Source organism: Candidatus Spechtbacterales bacterium, from assembly GCA_040879145.1.
Taxonomy (GTDB): domain Bacteria; phylum Patescibacteriota; class Minisyncoccia; order Spechtbacterales; family 2-12-FULL-38-22; genus JAWVZY01.
In genome coordinates this window covers 25714-47121 of record JBBDKX010000004.1, presented here as the reverse complement: position 1 = coordinate 47121, position 21408 = coordinate 25714, and the positions used below count along the sequence as shown (strand labels likewise).

General features: G+C 40.3%; 16 protein-coding genes and 1 other RNA gene. 3 read left to right on the top strand and 14 right to left on the bottom strand.

All coding sequences use genetic code 11. From position 1 onward, the window contains the following. Nucleotides 1–255: 255 nt before the first annotated feature. Nucleotides 256–2067 carry a hypothetical protein gene (locus tag WDZ40_00635; protein MEX0877354.1) on the top strand — a complete coding sequence of 604 codons (1812 nt, stop codon included), beginning with the start codon at nt 256–258 and terminating at the stop codon, nt 2065–2067. Between the two features lie 59 nt (nt 2068–2126). On the opposite strand, the gene WDZ40_00630 is transcribed toward WDZ40_00635, so the two are convergent. From WDZ40_00630 to WDZ40_00600, 7 genes are all read right to left on the bottom strand, one after another. Continuing rightward, nucleotides 2127–2498 carry a septum formation initiator family protein gene (locus WDZ40_00630; GenBank protein ID MEX0877353.1) on the bottom strand — a complete coding sequence of 124 codons (372 nt, stop codon included), beginning with the start codon at nt 2496–2498 and terminating at the stop codon, nt 2127–2129. A 201-nt stretch (nt 2499–2699) separates the two neighbouring features. Further along, on the bottom strand, nt 2700–4490 hold the full coding sequence (gene lepA, locus WDZ40_00625; GenBank protein MEX0877352.1) for a translation elongation factor 4: 1791 nt from the start codon (nt 4488–4490) through the stop codon (nt 2700–2702). A 79-nt stretch (nt 4491–4569) separates the two neighbouring features. Beyond that, the gene (gene murJ / locus WDZ40_00620) at nt 4570–6264 is read right to left on the bottom strand and encodes a murein biosynthesis integral membrane protein MurJ (GenBank protein MEX0877351.1); all 1695 of its coding nucleotides are present in this window, start codon (nt 6262–6264) and stop codon (nt 4570–4572) included. A gap of 19 nt (nt 6265–6283) precedes the next feature. After that, nucleotides 6284–8971, bottom strand: a complete 2688-nt coding sequence (locus tag WDZ40_00615) for a DUF4012 domain-containing protein (protein MEX0877350.1) — start codon at nt 8969–8971, stop codon at nt 6284–6286. Nucleotides 8972–9217: 246 nt separating this feature from the next. Further along, entirely contained in the window at nt 9218–10357 is a 1140-nt protein-coding gene (locus WDZ40_00610; GenBank protein MEX0877349.1) for a glycosyltransferase family 1 protein, read from the bottom strand. Nucleotides 10358–10361: 4 nt separating this feature from the next. After that, nucleotides 10362–11468 (bottom strand): glycosyltransferase, encoded by a 1107-nt coding sequence (locus WDZ40_00605; protein ID MEX0877348.1) that lies wholly within the window; start codon nt 11466–11468, stop codon nt 10362–10364. A 133-nt stretch (nt 11469–11601) separates the two neighbouring features. Beyond that, nucleotides 11602–12984, bottom strand: coding sequence for a sugar transferase (locus WDZ40_00600; protein ID MEX0877347.1), 1383 nt, complete (start codon nt 12982–12984; stop codon nt 11602–11604). Between the two features lie 108 nt (nt 12985–13092). Between WDZ40_00600 and rnpB the strand changes: the two genes are divergently transcribed. Beyond that, nucleotides 13093–13545: RNase P RNA component class A (gene rnpB, locus WDZ40_00595), an RNA gene on the top strand. A 72-nt stretch (nt 13546–13617) separates the two neighbouring features. On the opposite strand, the gene WDZ40_00590 is transcribed toward rnpB, so the two are convergent. From WDZ40_00590 to WDZ40_00580, 3 genes are all read right to left on the bottom strand, one after another. Continuing rightward, complete coding sequence (locus WDZ40_00590) at nt 13618–14016, bottom strand: hypothetical protein (protein MEX0877346.1); 399 nt, start codon at nt 14014–14016, stop codon at nt 13618–13620. A gap of 67 nt (nt 14017–14083) precedes the next feature. After that, complete coding sequence (locus WDZ40_00585) at nt 14084–14530, bottom strand: ribonuclease HI family protein (protein ID MEX0877345.1); 447 nt, start codon at nt 14528–14530, stop codon at nt 14084–14086. 506 nt (nt 14531–15036) lie between these two features. Further along, nucleotides 15037–15240 carry a hypothetical protein gene (locus WDZ40_00580; protein MEX0877344.1) on the bottom strand — a complete coding sequence of 68 codons (204 nt, stop codon included), beginning with the start codon at nt 15238–15240 and terminating at the stop codon, nt 15037–15039. 76 nt (nt 15241–15316) lie between these two features. Here WDZ40_00580 and WDZ40_00575 point away from each other — a divergent pair, with 76 nt between their 5' ends. Further along, nucleotides 15317–15538 (top strand): hypothetical protein, encoded by a 222-nt coding sequence (locus WDZ40_00575; protein MEX0877343.1) that lies wholly within the window; start codon nt 15317–15319, stop codon nt 15536–15538. A 1254-nt stretch (nt 15539–16792) separates the two neighbouring features. Here WDZ40_00575 and WDZ40_00570 read toward each other — a convergent pair. The 4 genes from WDZ40_00570 to tpiA all read right to left on the bottom strand — a co-directional run bounded on the left by WDZ40_00570 (nt 16793) and on the right by tpiA (nt 21405). Continuing rightward, nucleotides 16793–17578 carry a helix-turn-helix domain-containing protein gene (locus WDZ40_00570; protein MEX0877342.1) on the bottom strand — a complete coding sequence of 262 codons (786 nt, stop codon included), beginning with the start codon at nt 17576–17578 and terminating at the stop codon, nt 16793–16795. Nucleotides 17579–17658: 80 nt separating this feature from the next. Next, nucleotides 17659–19416 (bottom strand): single-stranded-DNA-specific exonuclease RecJ, encoded by a 1758-nt coding sequence (gene recJ, locus WDZ40_00565; protein MEX0877341.1) that lies wholly within the window; start codon nt 19414–19416, stop codon nt 17659–17661. A 91-nt stretch (nt 19417–19507) separates the two neighbouring features. After that, complete coding sequence (locus tag WDZ40_00560; GenBank protein ID MEX0877340.1) at nt 19508–20665, bottom strand: phosphoglycerate kinase; 1158 nt, start codon at nt 20663–20665, stop codon at nt 19508–19510. Next, a complete protein-coding gene (gene tpiA, locus WDZ40_00555; GenBank protein MEX0877339.1) occupies nt 20662–21405 on the bottom strand; it encodes a triose-phosphate isomerase in 744 nt (247 codons plus the stop codon). The genes WDZ40_00560 and tpiA overlap by 4 nt, the downstream gene beginning before the upstream one ends. Nucleotides 21406–21408: the final 3 nt, after the last annotated feature.

Here is a 21408-nt window from a genome sequence, read left to right as displayed (position 1 = left end):
AAATCAAAGATTTGGGCAATATCGGAGCGAGTGCGTTGCTCTACCAACTGAGCTATCCTGGCAAAATTTTATAGAACATCGAGGACTCTCGACATTGCAACCAAATCAAAGATTTGGGCAATATCGGAGCGAGTGCGTTGCTCTACCAACTGAGCTAAGGTGGCCTGCCACCTGCCAGGCTCCCGATAGAAACCAGTCCAGCTTGTGTATAAATATCCTCCCAAATATACCACAAAAAATGCTAATATTAAATATATGGCTTTAGGTAAAAAAACATGGCCCTTTTTGGTCCTCATCCTCCTTTTGGCACTTGGAGCTTTTTTTAGGTTGCACAAATTAGACACAGTGCCCCCGGGAATCTATCCTGATGAAGCAAAAAATGCCAACGACGCGGTAGAAACACTGCAAACCGGGGAATATGAACTGTTCTATCCTGAAAACAACGGACGGGAGGGTTTATATGTCTGGATGATAGCATCCTCTTTTCAATACAACGGAATAAATATTCCGGCAGTAAGAATGGTAAGCGCGATAATAGGGATATTAACAATACTTGGCACATATCTTTTTACGCGCGAAATTTTTATATACAAAGAATTAAACGACCCTGAAGAATCAAAAATAGGAATAGCGCCAATAGCGCGAGAAACAATAGCGTTACTGGCGGCAGGGTTTCTTGCTGTCAGCTTCTGGCATATTAATTTTTCGCGTATCGGCTTTAGAGCCATACTGGTACCGATGCTTTTGAGCTTCGCAATGTGGCTTACATTAAAGGCACTGCGCCCCATAGGGCCCTCGGAGTACAGCTCAATTGAAAAAAAGAGTTTGTGGGCTGCAATATTTGCGGGACTTTTCTGGGGAGCCGGATTTCATACATATATAGCTTTCAGAATAGCCTACGGCATACCACTATTTATGATATCAGCAGCTTTTATTGTTTATCTCTTTAGAAATAAACCGCGGTTAAGTTGGGAATGGGTAAAAGAAGTACTTATACGCGACAGGTGGATAAATATATGTGCGATGTTTACAGCCATGTTTCTTGCTATGGCTCCCATGCTACTGCACTTCGCAAACAACAGAGAGGACTTTATATCGCGCGCTACAGGTATTTCAGTTTTTGATGAACCAACCCCTGTAATTGCCTTTCTCAAAAGTCTCGGTCTTCATATGCAAATGTTCTTCTTCCGTGGTGATGCCAACTGGCGGCACAACCTTTCTACGGAACCGCAACTCCTGCTTCCTGTTGGAATTCTGTTTATCCTTGGACTGATATATTCCTTCTTAATTATGAAAGATGGCGTAAAGCATAAGAACAGCGAGGCCATTGTTATACACCTTACTCTTCTTGCTGCCTTGGGAGCTATGATGCTTCCGGGAGCCCTTACCGCGGAAGGAGTACCGCACGCCCTGCGCGTAATAGGCATGATGCCTTTTGTTTTTGTTTACGCCGCTTTTGGTTTTCTTTATTTTTTACGAATAATGTTTCCGCACACTCACCACAGAGCAGAGATATGGCCTTTTGCCTTAGGGACAGCAGTAGTAATGATACTTGTAATAGCATCATTCCAGTACCGGAACTATTTTATTGACTGGGGTAAAAACACTGAAACAGAACACGCATTTAGTAAAGGATATGTGGAGATAGGAAAATATTTTAATAGCCAACCTCTGGATGTACAAAAGTATCTTATAGTAAACGGGGGTGGAATAGATGTAACTTATCCGCAAGAACTTGCCACAGAGGGAGCGTTGGCACTTTTTCCTGACTGTCTGGATTGCCCCAGAGATAAAGAATTACTACGACTCCCCATGTCCGCGCAAACCACATTGTTTGTACAGCGCACCAAACAGTCTACTCTGGACTATTCTTTCTATGGATCTGAGATACCTATACAGAGTACAAAATACATACGCGAAAATCAGCTACCCGCTATAATTGAAGGGCAAACTATATTTGTGCCTCTTAGTGCTACTGATGAGATAAAAGAAAAATTACGCACAAGCTATCCGTTAGGTGAAGAAATTCAATTTGAATACTTCTGGGCATGGCAGATAAACATTTAGTATTTTATTGAAGCAGTAAATTACCAGTAACTAAAAACGCGCTCTATGCGCGTTTTTAGTTACTCAAACCAACTTATTATCTTGTGCCAAAAAGAGCTCGCTTTATCCCCGGTTTCAGGGGATTGCTCCTCTATGATATTTTTATCTTCGCCGCCCGGAGGCAAGATGATTACAACTTCTTCTCCATCTTTTTTAAGGTTTAGACGTCTTCGGGCTTCCCTATCTATTGTTGAGGGATCCTGAAAGTTTTCAATTGCCTTTTGTAAATCTTCGTTTTGTTTTTCAACACTTTCTATATTGGTCTCTAATTTACTTATTTGCGCGTGAAGGTTATAATTTTTTTTTGCCTGATTGAAAACACCTACAGCCAAAACACCAATAAGTACCAGGAGCGTGGGGGGTAAAATAAATTTATAAAAAAAAGTCTTCATTACAGTTGAAAAAAATTACTAAAAGTTATATACTATTAACCATATGTTATTAAATTCCAATAAAAAGAAAAAGGTTGTAAAAATAGGACAGACTCTTATGGTTATTTTTGCAGCGGCAGGAATGATACTTTTCCTTGTAGCGCCTGCATTTTCATAATACCACAAACAATAAAAAAAGGGCTCGCAACGCGAGCCCTTTTTTTATTGAAATATCTTCATCAAAGTATCCGTATCCAGATCAACCTTGCCCTGTTCCTTCAAACGCTTTTTTCCCTTTTTCTGTTTTTCAAGCTGTTTTCGTTTTCTTGTATAATCCCCGCCATACAGTCCCGCTGTTACATCTTTGCGCATGGCGCTACGAGTTTCGCGTGCTACAATTTTGCCACCAACAGCGGCCTGAATTGCTACCGCAAACTGCTCTGCAGGTAAAACATTTTTTATTTTTTCCGCAAGCTTCCTTCCTTCTTTTTCTGCATAATCTTTGGGAACCATGCGCGCAAGCGCGGCTACAGGTTCGCCGGCAAGTAATATATCCAATTTTACAATATCAACAGGCCTGTATCCCGTTATCTCATACGACATAGAGCCGTAGCCGGAGGTTGTATTCTTTAAATTGTCATAAAAATCGGAAATTATATCAGCCAAAGGCGCTTCGTAATTTATACGTATTCTATCACTTCCTATATACTCTGTATCTTTGTAAAGTCCGCGAATGGTTTTGAGAAGATTCATTACATTATTCATATATTCAGGTTGCACAATGATGCGCAAAAACACCCAGGGCTCTTGTGCACCCTCAATGATTGAAGGATCAGGATACTGAGACGGAGTAAAAACAGTGATAGTCTCTCCGGATTTCATTGCCACATTATAAGCTACTGATGGAGATGTAACTACAAGTTCAAGACCATACTCACGACGCATGCGTTCTAAAATTATCTCCATATGAAGCATGCCCAAAAACCCTGTTTTAAAACCGCGTCCAAGAACCGGAGAGCTTTCGGGTTCAAAATACAGAGCTGCATCGCTCAATTTAAGTTTTTCCAAGGCATCCCTTAAATCCTCGTAGTTGCTGTCTTCTTTTGTAAAAATAGTTGAAAAAACAACCGCCTGAGGCTGCCTGTACCCGGGTATTGAACTTTCAGACTTATTATTAGCCAGTGTTATAGTATCTCCTATGCCTGCGAGTTCTATATCTTTTATCCCTCCAACTATGTATCCGATATCCCCTGCCTGAAGCCCGTCCTTTTGTATGCGCTGAGGAGAAAATATGCCAACCTCTTTGCTCTCGCTTTTTTCTTTTGATGCCATAAAAAATATGTCATCTCCGGGCTTTATCTTTCCCTCAACTATTCGCACGTGAGATATTACTCCCTGGTAGTCGTCGTACATTGAATCAAAAATAAGCGCTCTAAGAGGGGCTTCTGTTTTTTGCTCAGGTGCGGGAACCTGTCTTACAACATCATCAAGAAGCTCCTTTATGCCTTCCCCTGTTTTTGCGGATATCCTATGCACATCTCCGATGTCATAATCAAGAGACAAAAGCAAATTCAATATCTCTTCTTCTGCGACGTCGGGTTCGGACTGGGGAAGATCTATTTTATTTATTACGGGGATTATTTTTAACTTCTGTTCAATAGCGGTTGTAAGATGCGCTACTGTTTGCGCCTGTATGCCTTTTGTGGCATCTACCAGCAATATAGCTCCTTCAACCGCGGCAAGAGAGCGGGAAACTTCATAAGAAAAATCCACATGTCCCGGTGTATCTATAAGATTAAGAGTATATGATTCACCGTCCACGCTGTACGCCATTGTAACCGGCTGCATCTTTATTGTTATCCCGCGCTCGCGCTCAAGTTCCATCTGATCTAAATACTGTTCCTGCATTTTTCTTTTTTCTACCGCGTGCGTCAATTCTAAAAACCTATCCGCCAGTGTGGATTTTCCGTGGTCAATATGGGCTATTATTACGAAATTTCTTATCTTTTTCATAAATACAAAGGTTTTAAATTAGCATGCCATCTGCCAAGATTCTAACAGGTAAAGCAGTCGCTTGCAATGGACTTGTACTTTATTCCGGATGAGAAAGGTCATTCATCTGGTCCAGAGGACCTGACTGAGGTAATTTAGAACGCTTAAACTTTGCGTTCATAAATGAGCGCAAAAGAGAAAATTCATCATATTTGAAAAAGTAGGCAATAAAAACATACACCGCAATGGCTACAACAGCAGAAACAGCTGTCTGAATAAATATCATTATAAAAGTGTTTATGGGATTAAATATTCCAAAAAGCTTCAAAACCATCCACCCAATTCCGCCCGATATAAACCCGGCAAAAAGAGTGCGTGTAAATGCTTCTTTTAAATCTCTGACAATTGAAAAATTTCTATCCTCTCTAAAAAAAGCTACAAGAAGAAAGATGAGAGAGAAAATTCCCGAAATTGAAAAGGCTATGGGCAGTCCTATTACGGCTATCTCCGGAAGATCATCTATCTTTAAAAAAGACCCTATCATGTTTAATGTTCCATCAGCCGGAAATATAAAAAATATAAGCAGTACGCTAAGAATAATATTTATAACTATACCTGCCGTATTTGCTAAAACAGGCGTTTTTGTATTTTCCCGCGCGTAAAATGCCTTAGAAATTATCGGTGCCAGAGCGTACGCGGAAATACCCAGACTAAAAGCACCCAATGCCGCGGCGGTAAGGCGTGTATCTTCCCAGCTAAATTGACCTGTTCCAAGAATTATACGAACTATCTGCGCGCGAAAAATAAAGAACATAACGCTAAGGGGAAAAACTAAAAAGAAGACGCTTCTCAACGTGCGTGAAATCTCCATGAGATAGCTCTTTTCATCTTTACGTGAAAAAGATTGAGACAAATTAGGAAATACCGCTGTAGCAAAAGATGTTCCAATAATTCCTATGGGCAGGTACTGTATATTATTTGCAAGTGTAAATATTGCCAAAGAACCCACAGCCAGAGTTGAAGCTATTATGGTTATCACCCAAAGATTAATCTGATAAGCGGCAAGACCAAGCGCACGAGGACCCATAAGGCGTAGTATGCGCTTTATGGCCGGATGATATATATTTTTTAATCCCGGCAGTCTAAATCCCGCGCTAAAACTACTCGGCGCCTGTACCACCATGTGCAGGACGGCACCAAGAGCTACTCCCCACGCAAGACCTTTAACGCCTGCAAAATCTGTAAACCACAGCGCACCGATAATTATGCCCACATTATAAAAAATAGGGGCTAAAGAGTATATAAAAAATTTCCTGAATGAGTGCAAAATACCGGAGAATATGGCGCTTAATCCAAGAAAAAGAGGACTCAGCAACATTATGCGACTCATTGTAACAGCAATACTTTTGCTTTCGTCGTCAAACCCGGGAACTACCAACGGTATTAAAAAGGGCATTAAAACATACAACAGGGCGCACACGACCAAGAGGCCGACTGTCGCCATGTAGAAAAAAGATCTCGCTACCTCCCATGCTTCATTTTTATTTTTAGAAAGGTAACTTATAAATACCGGTATAAAAGCTGAGCTAACAGCGCCCCCTATTATTATGTTATAAACCAGATCGGGCACGCGAAAAGCGGCAAAATATACATCTAATTCTATTCCGGCACCAAAAAGACCGGCGAGAATCCTGTCTCTAACCAAACCCAAAAGACGGCTTACTAAAACTGAGCCACCAAGTATAAGTGCCGCCACCGGCACTGAGTTTGTAGACTTATTGAGATTTTTTATCATTATCAAATGTGCGACAATGCTAACGCACGAGCTCGCACCTTATCACAGTGTCTGAATCCTGAATAAATTTAAACTGTGCACCACCAAAGCTTTCCTCATCCCTGCCACAAGAGTCCAAATCAAGAGCGCTGTCAAACTCCTCAATTGAACCTGAATATTTTATATCCAACCCGCTCTGTTTTTGAATATAGAGCTCATATCCATCTGTATCTTTTTCTATTTTAAACGGCAATTTGTACGTAACAGTAGCAAATACTCTTTCTCCTGCAGGTATCCAAAGCCAGTTGCCAAAAACTGTTTTTCCGGATTCTTCAAATATATCCGTACCATCATCTGCTGTCCACGCGGTGCTATTTATAGATGTTACCAGTGGGTCTTTTATATATCCTTCTCCTTCATAATCAGTTTCTATATACCGCGGCGCTTGTTGAAATCCTTCTGCGGATATAAATTCTGAACCTTCCGGCGCGTAGACGCGCACATATCCGTGATTCGGCTTGTTGTACCACATATACGGCGCAGAACCACCATTATGTTTTCTGGAGATAAGCACAGTGCGTATAATGTCCCCCGATTCTGATATCTTAGTAACTGTATCTACTTCCGTATCTGTATAAATATCAGTCTTCCATCCGCCAATATTGCTCATAACAACAGCAAGATAATCCTCTATCACGTTGTTTTCACCATTGCTTGAAGACAAAATAGCACCATCCCAGTTCTGCTCTGCCAAAAAATTATTTACCCTTTCATCGCGAGAATATACTAAAATATCCTTTCTTTCAAGAGATTCTATAAATATGTTTATGAGATCTATTTTTTTATCATGAGCACCCAGCCTTTCCATTAGTATCGGGGTCATATCAGCTAAAATCTGCTTGGGACGATTTAGCTCCTTATCATAATCTTGTTCGACCTCTTTCTGTACCAGTTCAAGCCAATTTTCACTTGTTAAAGTTGTTCCGTAAGCTTCCATCTCTATGGGTCCGGACAACTTAAGAAGTTTTGTTAAAATATTCGTGTTTAAAGCTATAACACCGTGAACATCAAAGTCAGCACTGAAACTTGTCTCACCTGGAGGGGGTCCTCCAGTTTTTTGATAAAACCAAATTATCTTTTCAGCTGAAGTTGGGAAGTCAAAAAACCAGTTGGCATCCCTTGTGCCCCAGTAAGGAGTTACATATTGTAGAGGATCGGGAGGCACAACAAAAAACTCATTAACCTTTAGTTGCCCGTCGGGATTATAAATTCCATCTATAAAAAGTTCTTTTATGTTTCCTTTGTTTACCGATAATATTCCGTAAGTTCCTATAAAGCCTCCTGTTGCGCGCAACTCAGAATTATTCTGAAAAGTCAGGAGATAATTTTTTTGGCTTTCGTGTCCAAGAAATGCAAGTAATATGTCGAGTGAAGACAAAGTTTCTTCAAAAAGCGCCTCTATCTCACCAGCCTTAGACTGGAGCTGCCGGATATCTTTTTCAAATTCATTGGGTATGTCCTGAGGTCTTACATGAGATACCTCCATATTAGCTTCCTTAAGATACTCTCCCGCCTCTTTAAGTCCGAGTGCTGCAACTACTAAGCTGTCAGTAAAATAATTAGAGTTATCGCCGGCATCAATAGAATAATTAGCATTAGAAAGAGAACTCAAAGCATGGGATGCCTCGTAACCCGCCAAGGAATACAACTTCCCTGCCCGAACAAGATGCGCAACAGAGGTAAGTTCAGACTGCACAGGAAGACTTGCTGAAAGATTCACAACATCTCGACCAAAAAACCTGAACTTTTGTTCTATTTCCTCAAACTCTTCTTTGGCTTTTAAAAAATTCTCTTCCGCTGTTTTAGTATCAAAAACAGACAGAGCATCCTGCCCCGCCTGCATATAAGCGTATGCTCTTTCCGCGTGCTCTTGTCCCTGCACTTTAAGAGAAAACATTTTCTGGGACATTAAGCCACCCACAGCAAGACTCACAACCAAGGAGGTTGTAAGTACTTTTTTACCAAAACGCCTTTTCTTTTTGTCTCCACCCAAAAGAACCTTTTTTTTAAGCTCTTTTTCTTTTTTCTTGCTTACCGAAAGTTCTTTTTTAATTTTAGGTTTGGATTCTTCTTTCAAATACTGGAGCTCTTCGAGTTCGGGTTCGGGTTCAGAAACTTCATCCTTTTGCGATAAGCCATCTTCGGCTTTTTTAAAATCAAAGGGCGAAACATCGTCCTCATTCCCACGCCCGTCAGACTTAACATCTTCTGCAATTTCTTCAGCTTCGGATTCTTCCCGGGGAATAAACTGAAAATTGCTTTTTTTAAGATTGTCCGATTCCGCTTCTAATTCTATTGCGCCTTCACCCCGCATCGCTGTTTTAATAATGCTTTCTTTTATTAAAAGATCTTTATTGTCTATTTGGGAAAGTTCATCTGCGAGAACCTCCTTGGAAAGATTTTCTTCACGAGTTTCTGCTATGCGACTGAAAGGCTTCAACGCTTCTACCTCTTTTATATAATTTGAAAATTCCTGCTCTGTCAAATTAACACCACTTTCCTTTGGCGAGAGTGGTGTTTGCATATCTGCAAGTCTAACATCGGGGTATAAAGAGCGCGGCTCAGAATAAGAACCTATATCCCTCATTATTTTTGTTACCTTGGGCTTAGTTTTTTTAACATCACGAGATTCCTTTATTTTTCTCAAATCCACGGTATCGTAATCCATTAAGGTACGCCAATTTTCCCCATCCTTACGGGTCTTTTTGAGGTTTTTATCTTGTCGATTAAAACTGTGCGCCATTATCTATAAGTATCTATATGTTTACATAACCTGCATCTCTTAAATTCTTTCTCTCGTTACCTTCAATTATAGCATATTAGACATACTACAAACGAGTTTGAAAAGCTAATATTTATTAATGTTTATTATGCCTATATCCACAAAACACAGTTAAACTTAAATAAAAATACTTTATTCCTCTATTAAGACCCTAAGTGTTTCCTTTGCGGTTTTTTCCCATGAAAATCTCTCAGCACGCTTTTTACCTTCTATTGAAAGATATTCCGCAAATCCTTTATCGAGCAAAATCTCTTTTAACGCTCTTGATATATCTTTTGGAATATACGGATTTATTAAAATAGCAGCTCCGCCTGTAACCTCCGGCAGGGATGTTACAAAAGACGCAATTGTCGGCGTACCGCTGTACATTGCCTCAAGAGGCGGGAAGCCAAAGCCTTCATACAGGCTTGGGTATATAAATACCTTTGCTTTTTTATACAAAATAGATTTTTCATCCTCTTTCACGGGACCTGTAAAAATTATCTTATTTACATGAGGGGAGTTACTTGCCTCTTTTAAGATATTTTTATACTCCCATCCTTTTGCTCCCGCTATAACCAGATGCAGGTTTTTGAACTTCTTATCTTCGTGAATATCGTTGAAGGCCCTTATGAGAGCCACTATATTTTTTCTGGGCTCTATTGTGCTTAAGCTTAAAATATAATCTTCCTGTATTTTGTATTTACGCTTTACGCTGTTCCAATTAGAAGCAGGTGGATTCGTTATCGAGTCGCATATTCCAAGATAGACAACATTTATTTTTTCTTTAGGAATACCATAAATATTAACTATGTCATTTTTAGTTGAGTGTGACACAGCTATCAGCTTATCTGACATCTTTGCCTGCGTGGCAGGCGACATATATTTATGCCACAACCTGCGTCGCCTATCAAAATATTCGGGAAAGTATTCAAAACTTAAATCGTGAAATGTAGTTACTCTTTTTGTGCCGGGAGAAACGGGTGCCGGAAGAAAGTGTGGACTAAAAAACACATCGACCCCACCCACTAATTTATCCAAGTATGGTCTATTTAGATAACGGCAAGAAAAAGTAAAAAACTTATTAGGATATCTAAATTCATGAAGAGTAACATTATTAAAGCTTAAAAAATCGCTGTAATCCTGAGGATTTTTGCGCGAATTAGTAAAAAGGTGAAATGAGTGACGATTGCCACCTTCCAAAAAAAGAGCCGGAAGCAGATTCCGGATATATTCACTTACACCGCCATAAGAGGATGTGTTAAGAGCTCTGATGTCTATGCCTATCTTCATTTTATTACGACAAAATTAGCTTGTGAGATTCTCTCCACTTCTCTTCTAAAAAAGTGGCCACATTGCGGCGGAAGTGAAGTTTGTCAAACTTTTCAACACTATCTCGTATGTAACGCGGATCAAAGTCCATTTCCTGAAACTCCTTAACAGCACCTACAAGAGAGCTGACGCTTTGTTCTTTAAATAGTATGCCTGTCTTTCTGTTCTCTATACTTTCAAGAGCACCTCCTTTTTCATAAGCTATAACAGGCCTTCCCGATGCCATGCTTTCTAATGCGGTGATTCCAAAGTCTTCTTCCTGTGGAAATATAAGAGCCCTGGCTTGCGCGTAATACTTAGAAAGATCACTTTCGGGCACCAAACCCATAAACTCTACTGTTGGTCCGGCTATTTTTTTAAGATTTTCATATTCAGTACCTTCCCCTATTATTTTAAGCGGAAGCTTTAACTCATTGAATGCCTTAATCGCAATATCAAACCTTTTATAAGGAACCATACGTCCGATAAGCAGAAAATAATCTTTAGGCGTATCTATCCCAAAACGGCCATGATTAAGAGGTGGGTAAATAACGCGGGAATCACGATTATAATATTTTTTTATCTTTTTTTGTATAAAACTTGAATTAGATATAAAATAGTCCGGACGTTGCGCGCTGTTTCTGTCCCAAAACCGCATATATGGCATCGCAAACGGTATAAGCTTCGCTACCGCTGAAGGATAAATAGAGTCCCCCGCTATTTTTTTATAATCAAACCATGCGTAACGCATAGGCGTATGACAATAACACACATGCATTCCATCACCCCGCATCACTACTCCTTTAGCAAACGAGGCAGAACTTGAGAGTACTAAATCGTACTCTGTAAGATCAAAGCTCTCAATTGCAAGTGGCATTAACAGGGGAAACAACTTATAGTGCATTCGCGAATTGGGTATTCTCTGTAAAAACGAGGTTCTCACATCTCTTCCTTCAAACACATGTCCTGTGGCATCGGCATCATAAACAAGCGTATATATTGGAGCATTGGGGAACATATTCGCAAATTCAGTAAGCACGCGTTCGGCTCCTCCATATTGGACTAAGTAATCATGGACTAATGCTACTCTCATAAGAAATTTATCTTTTGACTTATTTCGTTGTCAGCACCTGCGGTGCTCAACACGGTACACGCTTCGCTGTCAGTACCGCTTATTCCGCTTCCTCAGCGCTTCCTAGAACTAAGTCAAAATCTGAAAATTTTATTTATATTCCGCTGTTATCAAATAATAATAATTTAACTGTTTTAAACATAATTATAATATCCAGTTTTAGCGACCAATTTTCAACATAGTACCTATCCAGCTTTACCTCCTCGTCAAAAGGCAGATCGCTCGCCCCGCTTACTTGCGCCATCCCTGTAACCCCGCTCTTAATAGCCAAAACCTTCTTGTGATAATCCTTATACTGTTCAATCTCAGCCGGTTCGTGGGGACGCGGACCAACCAGACTCATGTCACCGCTAAGAACATTTATAAGTTGTGGTATCTCGTCTAACCTGCGCGCGCGCATAAATTTACCCACCTTTGTAATTCTCGGATCGTTAGCTATTTTAAAAAGCGGACCGTCGCCTCTCTCGTTCAACTGTTGAAGTTTATCTTTCTGTTTATCCGCGTCTTTTATCATTGAGCGAAACTTGTACAACCCGAACTCCTTTCCGTTACTTACGCGTTTTAACTTTACTAAAACAGGACCTTCTGTTTCCCATTTTATTAAAAACGCAAAAATAAGAAAAAGCGGGAAAAACAAGACAATGCCAATTACTGAAAGTATAACATCGACACTGCGTTTTAAAACCTTAGCCCACCCGTCAAGAGGACTTGGTTTTATAGAAACCACAGGTATGCCTTCCATAATGTCCAGGGACATTTCAGCAACTATTGAACCAAGCATATCGGGAACATAAGAAAACTGAATTCCATTCTCTTCGCAAAAATTTACAACTTTCATTATTTCAAGCCTGTCAAAATCAATGTCTGCGGCTAAAACTCTCTGAATCCTCTCCTCTTTATGAAATTTTTTTATAAGCTCTAAATCAGGATAATCCAGTACCTTCAACAGCTTTAAGCCCAGGGTTTTATTTTGCGCTGCCTGTTCTTTTATTAAAGAAACCTTATCACCCCCGCCAAAGACCAGCACTTTTTCAATGCCTAAGCCATTTTTGTATAAAACGAACCTGCGAATAAAACGCATTCCTATTCTTCCAAAACTCACAAACAAAGCGGCAAATACCCAGGCGGCAAGCAAGATAAACCGCGAGTCAAACCATTCACGCTGAAAAAACATATATATAATTATAATTGCCACCCCGGCAGATGTTGCTACAATGACTTTTATAACTTCAGCAAGTAAAGATGTTGTTCTACGTATATGATATAAACCGCTAAAAGCAAACAAAAATATCAGAAACAGTGCAACTGCCGCTGTAAGCGTAAAAACGCGACCGGGAGTCAAATTAAAAAGCACTGGACGAATATCTATTATAAAAGGACTCAAGCGCAAAAAATACGCCGCAAAGACCGCGCCAATAAGCATCAAAAAATCCAGAGGAACCAGAAAAATATTGTAAACGAGATCGTTTCTACGCATAGCTGAAATTACAATTATATACAAAGTGTTATACAGTCTTGATAATATACCGAAAAAACCATTAACTCAACTTTACACAATCTTAAAAACAGTGTATAATAATTGAACTTTCGGGTACAGAGGGTCGCTCTTCGTTTTTGTCCAAGGAGGTTTACCTCCCGAAGCTTTAGCGAAGGGAGGAAAGTCCGAACACCCCTCCGGCATATGTCGGAGGAAGTGGGTGGTTGGTAACACCAACCGCCCCTCACATGGTTCATCGAACATGAATTGTTGATTTAAAAAATATATTTCGTGTTTGGCGATCCATGTGAGGGGTAGGGAAAGTGCCACAGAGACTATACTAACCAATGCTTGCATTGGTAAAAGGTGAAAAGTTCCGCCTAAGGCGGATCTCCGATATGGCGACATATAGGAGTGGTAAACCCCACCCGGTGCAAGGCCGTGCCCCGTTTTAACGGGGAGTGCCGCTTGAGGTGTTATGGCAACATGGCATCCAGATAAATGACTCTCCATCTTGAATTTTCAGGAGGACAGAATTCGGCTTATAGTGCTCGAAGTATATCAAAAACCGTTCCCAAAAGGAGCGGTTTTTGATATACAAAAAACCCCGCGTTTTGCAGGGTTTTAAACTGTTTAAAGTACGTCCCTATATGTGCCGGGCATGGCATCACTTATAGAAATTTCTAAAAGGTCGTTATTTCGAGCAAACTTACCCGCTCTATGCAGAGCATCTTGAAGCCAAACTGTATCCAATTTTTCAGTGAGTTTTAAAACACCTATAACTTTCTCATTTGACCTATATCTTTCCTTAAAGGATGCAGATAATACTTTTGCTAAAACCTCAATGGCTTTATCGGGGTAAATACCTACCTCAACTATCCTACGTACAGAATCAGATGTATCTGCGATATTCCAAGTCCAAAAAGTTCTCCCCACCTTATGACCTGTGACAAAATTATCAGTTAAACCTATTTCTTTGCACTCCCTTTGAAAGAACGAGGCAAGCTCTTCCTTTATTTCCCCACAGTCCATTAGACTCCACCTTCTTTTAATCGCCAGCGCTTGCTATGTGTATTTATACAGTTCTTTTATTTTAATGTCAAAATAAACTACTGCCTCCCGCTTGTTTGTCCAACTCTATATTTACCATCTTATCCGCGTCTTTATTTTTCTCTCTGGGAACGTGAGTAAAGTGAACTTTTCCATAATCCAGACGCAAATTATGGATTTTTATAAATATAGGAATAATGTTTTCGCTTTCAACTTTATATTTATGATTAAGCTGGTTTACTGCCAAGTCCGAATCCATAAAAACTTCAACTTCCAGGTCTTTTACATTGTCCTTGCCCAAAAGAGACTTTAGTTTTTTTAAAGCAAAGGCAACTGCCTCATACTCGGCCTCATTATTGGTTTTTTTACCCAAAAACTCTGAGTAGCTCTTGTTCAAAGGGGCACCAATTACAACACCCAAAGCCGCGGGGCCCGGATTTCCGCGCGCTCCTCCGTCTGTGTAAATTTCAATTTTTTTCTTTGAGTTCTTTGCCATTGTTTATATTGTATCATTTATTCACCCTGAGCTTTTAACCCTTCAAATAACCTACTAGCTAAGCGACGACCGTCTTTTTACTAATAGGTTATTTAAACCTTGTCACAGGTTTTAACACGCCAGCCGTGTTAAAAAGAAAAAAACCCGAGTGCTTCTATCTGTGCATTCGCACGCAGACAAATAGTACATCGGGTCTAACTGAAAGGACTTAATGCCGGGGAGAGACTTATCCGCGTCTACGCGCGGGTCTCTCCCCGGGGGGTGAATTAGGTTTAGTTTCGGTAAACCTAGAGACGTTATGCGGTTTAGGGAAACCGCATAACGCGATCTCCTCAAAAACCGGACCCTTCTCCCTAAAGAAGAGTACTTGCCGAAGGGCCCCAATTAGGGGCAACACTCCGACCCTTTTATTTTCCAACAATGAAAAACAAAAGGGTCGGCTGCTCTTGCGTCGTTAGGTACTGTCCATAAGAGCAGAAAATATAAGGTGCTAACCCTTTGGTCCTTTAACGGACCTTTTTTATAAGCTCAAGAAAGCTTAAAGCACTTTTGAGCGTTGTGTTAATTTGATCAACAATCTCTTCATTAACTGAGATATCTTTTATCGCCACATTTGGCACTACAGATTCCTCATTAACTAACCCCGCGGAAATTGCTCTTTCAACAATCTCATCGGTTAGATCATCAACCGTGAGTATTAATGTACTCATATTCCTCACCTCCTTTCTTCTTGTTTGAGGTTGAGAGTAGCAGCACTTATCGCGTACGCGATAAGTGCTGCGTTAAATGGATGGCGATTTTGTTTCCCTCTATGGAGGGCTTACCCCGAACCGCCAGAAATCGGGAAAGGAAAGTTCTCTGTATCTTATACATACAAGATACAGATTGGCAGGTTCCACTTTGGGTGAAGAGTCGGCTATCTCTCTTCTCATAAAGCCTCAGCTCCCGAAGGTTTCTGCTCAAGGATCCGCATCCCTTACTTTTCCTTTTGCAGGAAAAAGTGACTAAAGCTTTGGGTGCGCATTATATCGCGACTACGTGTCTTGTTTATCCTGTCCTTTCGGACGGAACCCTCACATACACGCTCACACCCGGGTTTTCCTACTTTAACCACTCTCTCAAAAATCCAACTTCAGCTGAATTGCTGAGAGAGCGGTGCAAAAATGTTTTACAACTATAACATGTTTCTTATTTTTTGTAAATAACTTTCAAAAATAATAGCAACCCTTATCTATATACTCTAAATTTAGTGTTGTTGTTTGTATCGCTTTTAATCGTCTCTCACATAAAACCGTGAAGGGATGGAAGCGAGGAGGCCATTTTTTGATAAAATGGGCGATACTACCCAGAGGAATTATTAAGCGACTCTCGCGTTTCGCTTACCCCTCACATGCATTGCATGTGAGGGGTCGCTTCCTCTAACTAAAGAACCTTATAATTGGCTTCAAACAGCCGATGCGAAGGAAGTACAAAAAAACTAATATGAAAATTGTCTCTCTCCTTAATACTTCCTCCGCTGCGGATGTTTGAGGGCCTGTCGGACAAGCAACTTTTCCAACAAGCCTTTGTGTCTTGTATGAAACTTGGAAAACGACTGAACGTCCTTTTGTATTACTTTTTGGCGTGTCGCTTTCTCTCTCCTTTTGTTTCGCAAGACACTTGTTCCCAAGCATGCCTCGTGGCGTAGCAACTCCGGAAAACCGAAATGGCCATATGCTCTCTGCAACTTTTAATTGTAGAGAGCAGGTTCGAATCCCGTCCCTCATAAAAAGGGCTAATCAAGTTATTGGGATATTAACCTGATTGGCAACATGTTAGCATACTTTTAAAAAAGTGTCAAATATTTTTTACAAATTTTTAAACAATCAACCAATTTACTTGTACTTCAGCGTATTTTTTGTGTATTTTTTGTTACAAATTTAGTACATAGTAATATTTTTTATACTTAGAAAATAAATATCACTAAAAAACAAAAACCCCTCAGCCGGCATGTAATAAATACAACATGGCAAAAGGGGTGTTTCACTAAACTTTTAGAGAGGAACTAACTATAGCTGATGATGTTGTGCGTGGATTTTTATATCAGTGTCCACCCATCTTTTTCTCCTTTCATGCTACTGGGACTGTAGCATGAAGGAGGAATTTGGTGTTCTAATTTTTCGGAAAACTTTACATGTTTTCATTGACCACACCTCCTTGATTTCGCTACAGTCGCGTATATATTAGCAGATATTGCCTAATTTGTCAAGTTGTGGTGACAAATTATTTATCTTCACCTTCTTTAGTATCTTGATTTTTCCACGCGAGCTCAAAAACCTGGCGTAAAGCCCCTACTATATCCTTGCTTTCTATAACAATACCTACTGAATCCTTATCGTTATAAGTAAGAAGCGTAGCGCGATCTTCAAACAAAGTAATATCGGCCTTTGGGGGCGCATCTATTTTTTGGGTAGTGCGAAGTAATTTTTCATCCGAAGGCTCATCTGTTTTTGTAGACCAGTACAAAACCTTGCTTGATATACTCTTTTTTACTCTCTTACTGGGGGCCTGAGTAAAATACTTAGGAAATATTTTTTGCACCCGGTCAATATTGGTAAAGCCATAAACCTCGGACTTGGATTTAGCTTTTCTAAAAGATTCCGCCAACACGGCATTGATGCCGTCCAAGCCCCTGTAAAACCTTACTTGAGGCGCATCCGGTATGTTTTCTCTGTGAGTATTTTTAAGTTTTGGAATCATCTCTTTCAGCTCTCTTTTTTTAAATTCAAGCTCTTTCTCCTGTTTTTCAAGCCACCGCTCAAGAGCTTCGGGTGGTTCGGGAACATATACTGCCTTCTTTTCTTCTGTCGATTCACTTACCAGCCCCTTTTCAGCGAGTTGCTCAAGTATAACATAAGCTGTGGGCCTATTTATGCCTGCCTGCTTGGCAATCTGTTGTACTGGAGAAGGGCCTAAAAAAGAGGAGGCAACGTAAACCTTTGCTTCTTTTTCCTGCAATCCTAAAACTTGCAGGTGTGTTGATAATTGTTGTAGTTGGTTTGTGCTCATAAATAAAAAATTGTTACTTTCTACTTCCAATTACATTATATATACCTATTATAAACTTTCTATGAATATTTGTCAATTTTCTACAACAAATATTTTGCACTGACATCTACAAGCTTGAGATCTAATTCACGAGTTCCGTTCCACTCATTTTTATCTAACTCAAAAAGAATATCGGCAGGTGAGCCATCCCCTGTGTGAGCTACCTCGGGGGGGAAACGAAATCCTATGGCTTTTAGTGTCCGTCCTGATGATGTTTCAATAAGACACTTGAAATGATTCTTGGCATCTCCCACCATGCTGGGTTTTCTTATTATAACTCCGCGTAATAAAAAAACCGGCTTGGGGTTACTCTCTCCATATGGATCAAATTTTTCAAGTTCATCATACAAATTCCAGTTTATTTCTTCAGCGCTTATTTCCGAATCAACAACAACCCGTGGCGATACCTCCTCTTTAGACATTTCTCCCATCGCCAGGGCCACCTGGGTCTTTAAGCTACGTAAAAGATTATCCTCATGTTCAACTAAAGCTGTGAAGCCGGCTGCCTGCCTGTGACCTCCGAATTTATCAAGAAAATCTTCACATCCCTGCAATATTTCTACTATATTTAAATGCTCAGGACCTCTAACAGATCCGATGAGCTTGTTTCCTTTCTTCTGGTATATAAAGGCCGGCTTATTATATGCTTGCGTAAGGCGTCCCGCTACAATACCCGCGACACCTATCGGCCAGTCATGGGTACCGGCGAAAATAACATTTGAACTTTCCAGTTGCTTGTGGTCTATCTCGTTAATAATGTCTTCTACAAGTTTTTGGCGCTCTTTATTTTTTGTATCTAAAATATGCGCCAAAACATCCGCTTCTTTTTTTGTTTTCGCATTCAAAAGATCTAATGCCAAATTAGCGTGTTCCATTCTTCCGGCGGCGTTTATACGCGGACCCAAAATGAAACCTAAGGTAAATCCGTCCAGGTTGGTGGAAATATCTCCATCTTCATATGTTGCATTTACACGGGCTTTTTCTAAAAGCGCCTGTAGGCCGGGTCGGCGTGTTTGGGCAAGAACATAAAGACCGTATTTTACTAACGTCCTGTTCTCTCCCTTGAGCGGCATGACGTCTGTAACTGTTGCAAGCGCGACCAAATCTAAAAGCCACTTCTCCCACCCTTCCATGGGCGCCTTGGCACCCTTCTTGCGGCGAAAATCCAAAAGAGCGGTGCATACTTTAAACGCTACCCCTGTCCCGCAAAGATCCTTAAAAGGGTACTTGTCATCCTCCTGGTGAGGGTTCACATGCGCGAAGGCAGGGTTATCATCTCGAGTAATCTGATGATGGTCTATTACTACAACATCTATACCGCTACTGTTAGCAAACTCTATTTCCTCTATGTTGCTTGATCCGCAATCTACGGTAACTATAAGATTAATACCCTCTTTTATAAAATCCTTTATAGAGGGTGTGTTAAGCCCGTAACCCTCATCCTCCCGATGAGGTATGTATGTTGATAATTTTTTAGCCCCCAACTCATTAAAAACTTCTCTTAACAAAGCTGTTCCACAAACCCCATCGGCATCATAATCTCCATAAATTAAGATGCTCTCACCTTTATCTAAGGCACTGCTAATCCGTGAAACAGCTCGGTCAATATCTTTTAAGGTGTGAGGGCTATGTACATCTTTGTTGTAATTAGAATTAAAAAAGTTATCTATATCTTCCTCCTTTTTTATATCCCTATTCCACAAAAGCTGTTTTGTGGTGCGTGAATAATTTGGATGCGCATTTAAAAACTCCGCGGGAGCAGATTCTTGCAACTTCCATATTTTATTAAAAAGACTCATGATAAAGTAACTTTTTAAGAATTAGCTTTTTAGCTTCTTAGAAGCTCTTCTTATCTTTTCTCCAAAAAATTAAGAAGCTAACGCCTAAAGCCTACTTAAGAACTTCCAAAGCAGGTAAGGTTCCCTCTGCAAGATATTCCAGCATGGCCCCGCCTCCGGTTGAAGCATGGTGTATTTTATCAACAGCGCCAACCTCATCTATTATACGCATAACATCGCCCCCTCCTACAACAACTTTTGCCTCTGTTTTAAGTATGGCTTGTGCAAGCCCGCGCGTGCCTTCAGCAAATTTATCAACCTCTATAAGACCCAGTGGTCCATTCCACACTACGGTTCCAGCCTTTTTTATTATCTGAGAGAATAACTCTATTGTTCTGGGGCCGGCATCCAATATCATCTCATCTTTTTCAATGTGTTCTATATCTGTTACCCTAACAGAATTTTTACCCGAAGCATCAGTTGATACAACAACATCCAAAGGAAGGTGAATTTTTTCATCGTTCAAGTTCATTCCATCTATATATACCAAGTCGATACCCTTATCATACATCGATTTTCCAATTTCCATTCCCTTAAGCTTCATGATAGAGTTTGACATTAACCCCCCAAGACACACATCGTCAATGCTACCAAAAAGTTTATACAGTGTTTTTATTTTTGTTTCAACCTTGCTACCTCCCATCACAAAAACAAGAGGTTTTGCAGGCTCTTTGCGAATTGTACTTAAAATATCCACTTCTTTTTCAACAAGCAGTCCGGCTGAATGAGGAAGAAGTTTAGCCAAGGCATAAACAGATGCATGCTCTCTGTGAATTACACCAAAAGCATCATTCACATAAACATCGCCTAAGGCGGCGAGTTCTTTCGCAAACTCCTCGCTTCCTTCCTCCTCCCTTTTATCAAACCTTAGATTTTCTAAAACAGCCACTTCTCCATTTTCCATTTTCGGCAATTCCTGTTCCGCTATTTCTATTTCCTCAAAAAATTTAATATCCGCACTTAAAAGTGTGCCTAAATGTTCCGCAATCGGCATTAAGCTAAGAGGTTCTTCATAACCGTCCTTCGGCCTTCCCAGGTGTGCCAATATTAAAACACGCGCACCTCTTTCCCTTAAATAATTTATTGTGGGCAGTGTGGCGCGCATGCGAAAATCATCTTCAATATTTCCCTTGTCCATAGCAACGTTAAAATCCGCTCTTAGTAAAACACGGGTTCCGGGTTTAATGTCTATATCTTTTAATTTCTTCATATAATTTGTTCTATCATTTTTATAAATTCTTTGGGATTTAAGCTGGACCCTCCAACCAAAGCCCCCATCATGCCCGCATCTATAATAAAGGAGGAGATATTTTTACTATTTGTACTACCACCATAAATTACAGGGACGGATTCAGCAGTATTTTTTGAATAAAGATCACTCAATGTTTTTTGTATAAAGATGCGCGCGCTCATCGCGTCGTCGGTAGATGCCACCTTTCCTGTGCCTATTGCCCATATGGGCTCGTAAGCTATAACCATCTTCTTAACTTGTCCGGGGGTAATACCCTCAAAAGCATCTATTACCTGTTTTTTTATAACAGATATAGATTCTCCCTCTTTTTCGCCGACAGCCAGCACCGGGGTAATCTTATGCTTTAAAACAGATTTTAATTTGCCGTTTATTAATTCGGAGTCTTCGTTGAAGTAGTTTCTTCTTTCGGAATGTCCCACTATTACATACTCGCACTTTAAATCCTGTAACATTTTTGATGAAACTTCTCCTGTATATGCGCCGCTATCTTTGATGTAAGTGTTTTGAGCGCCAAGCTTTACACCGGACTTAAGCGCTGTGCCAACAATTTGCAGATAAGAAAAAGGAGGGCACAGCACAACTTCTGTTCCTGTTCTTTTTTTAAGCCTGCCAAGACCACTCACAACCTCTTTTGTAAGTTTTTTAGCTTCCGCCTGGGAGGTCGGGTTCATCTTCCAGTTTGCGATTAAATAAATCATAGT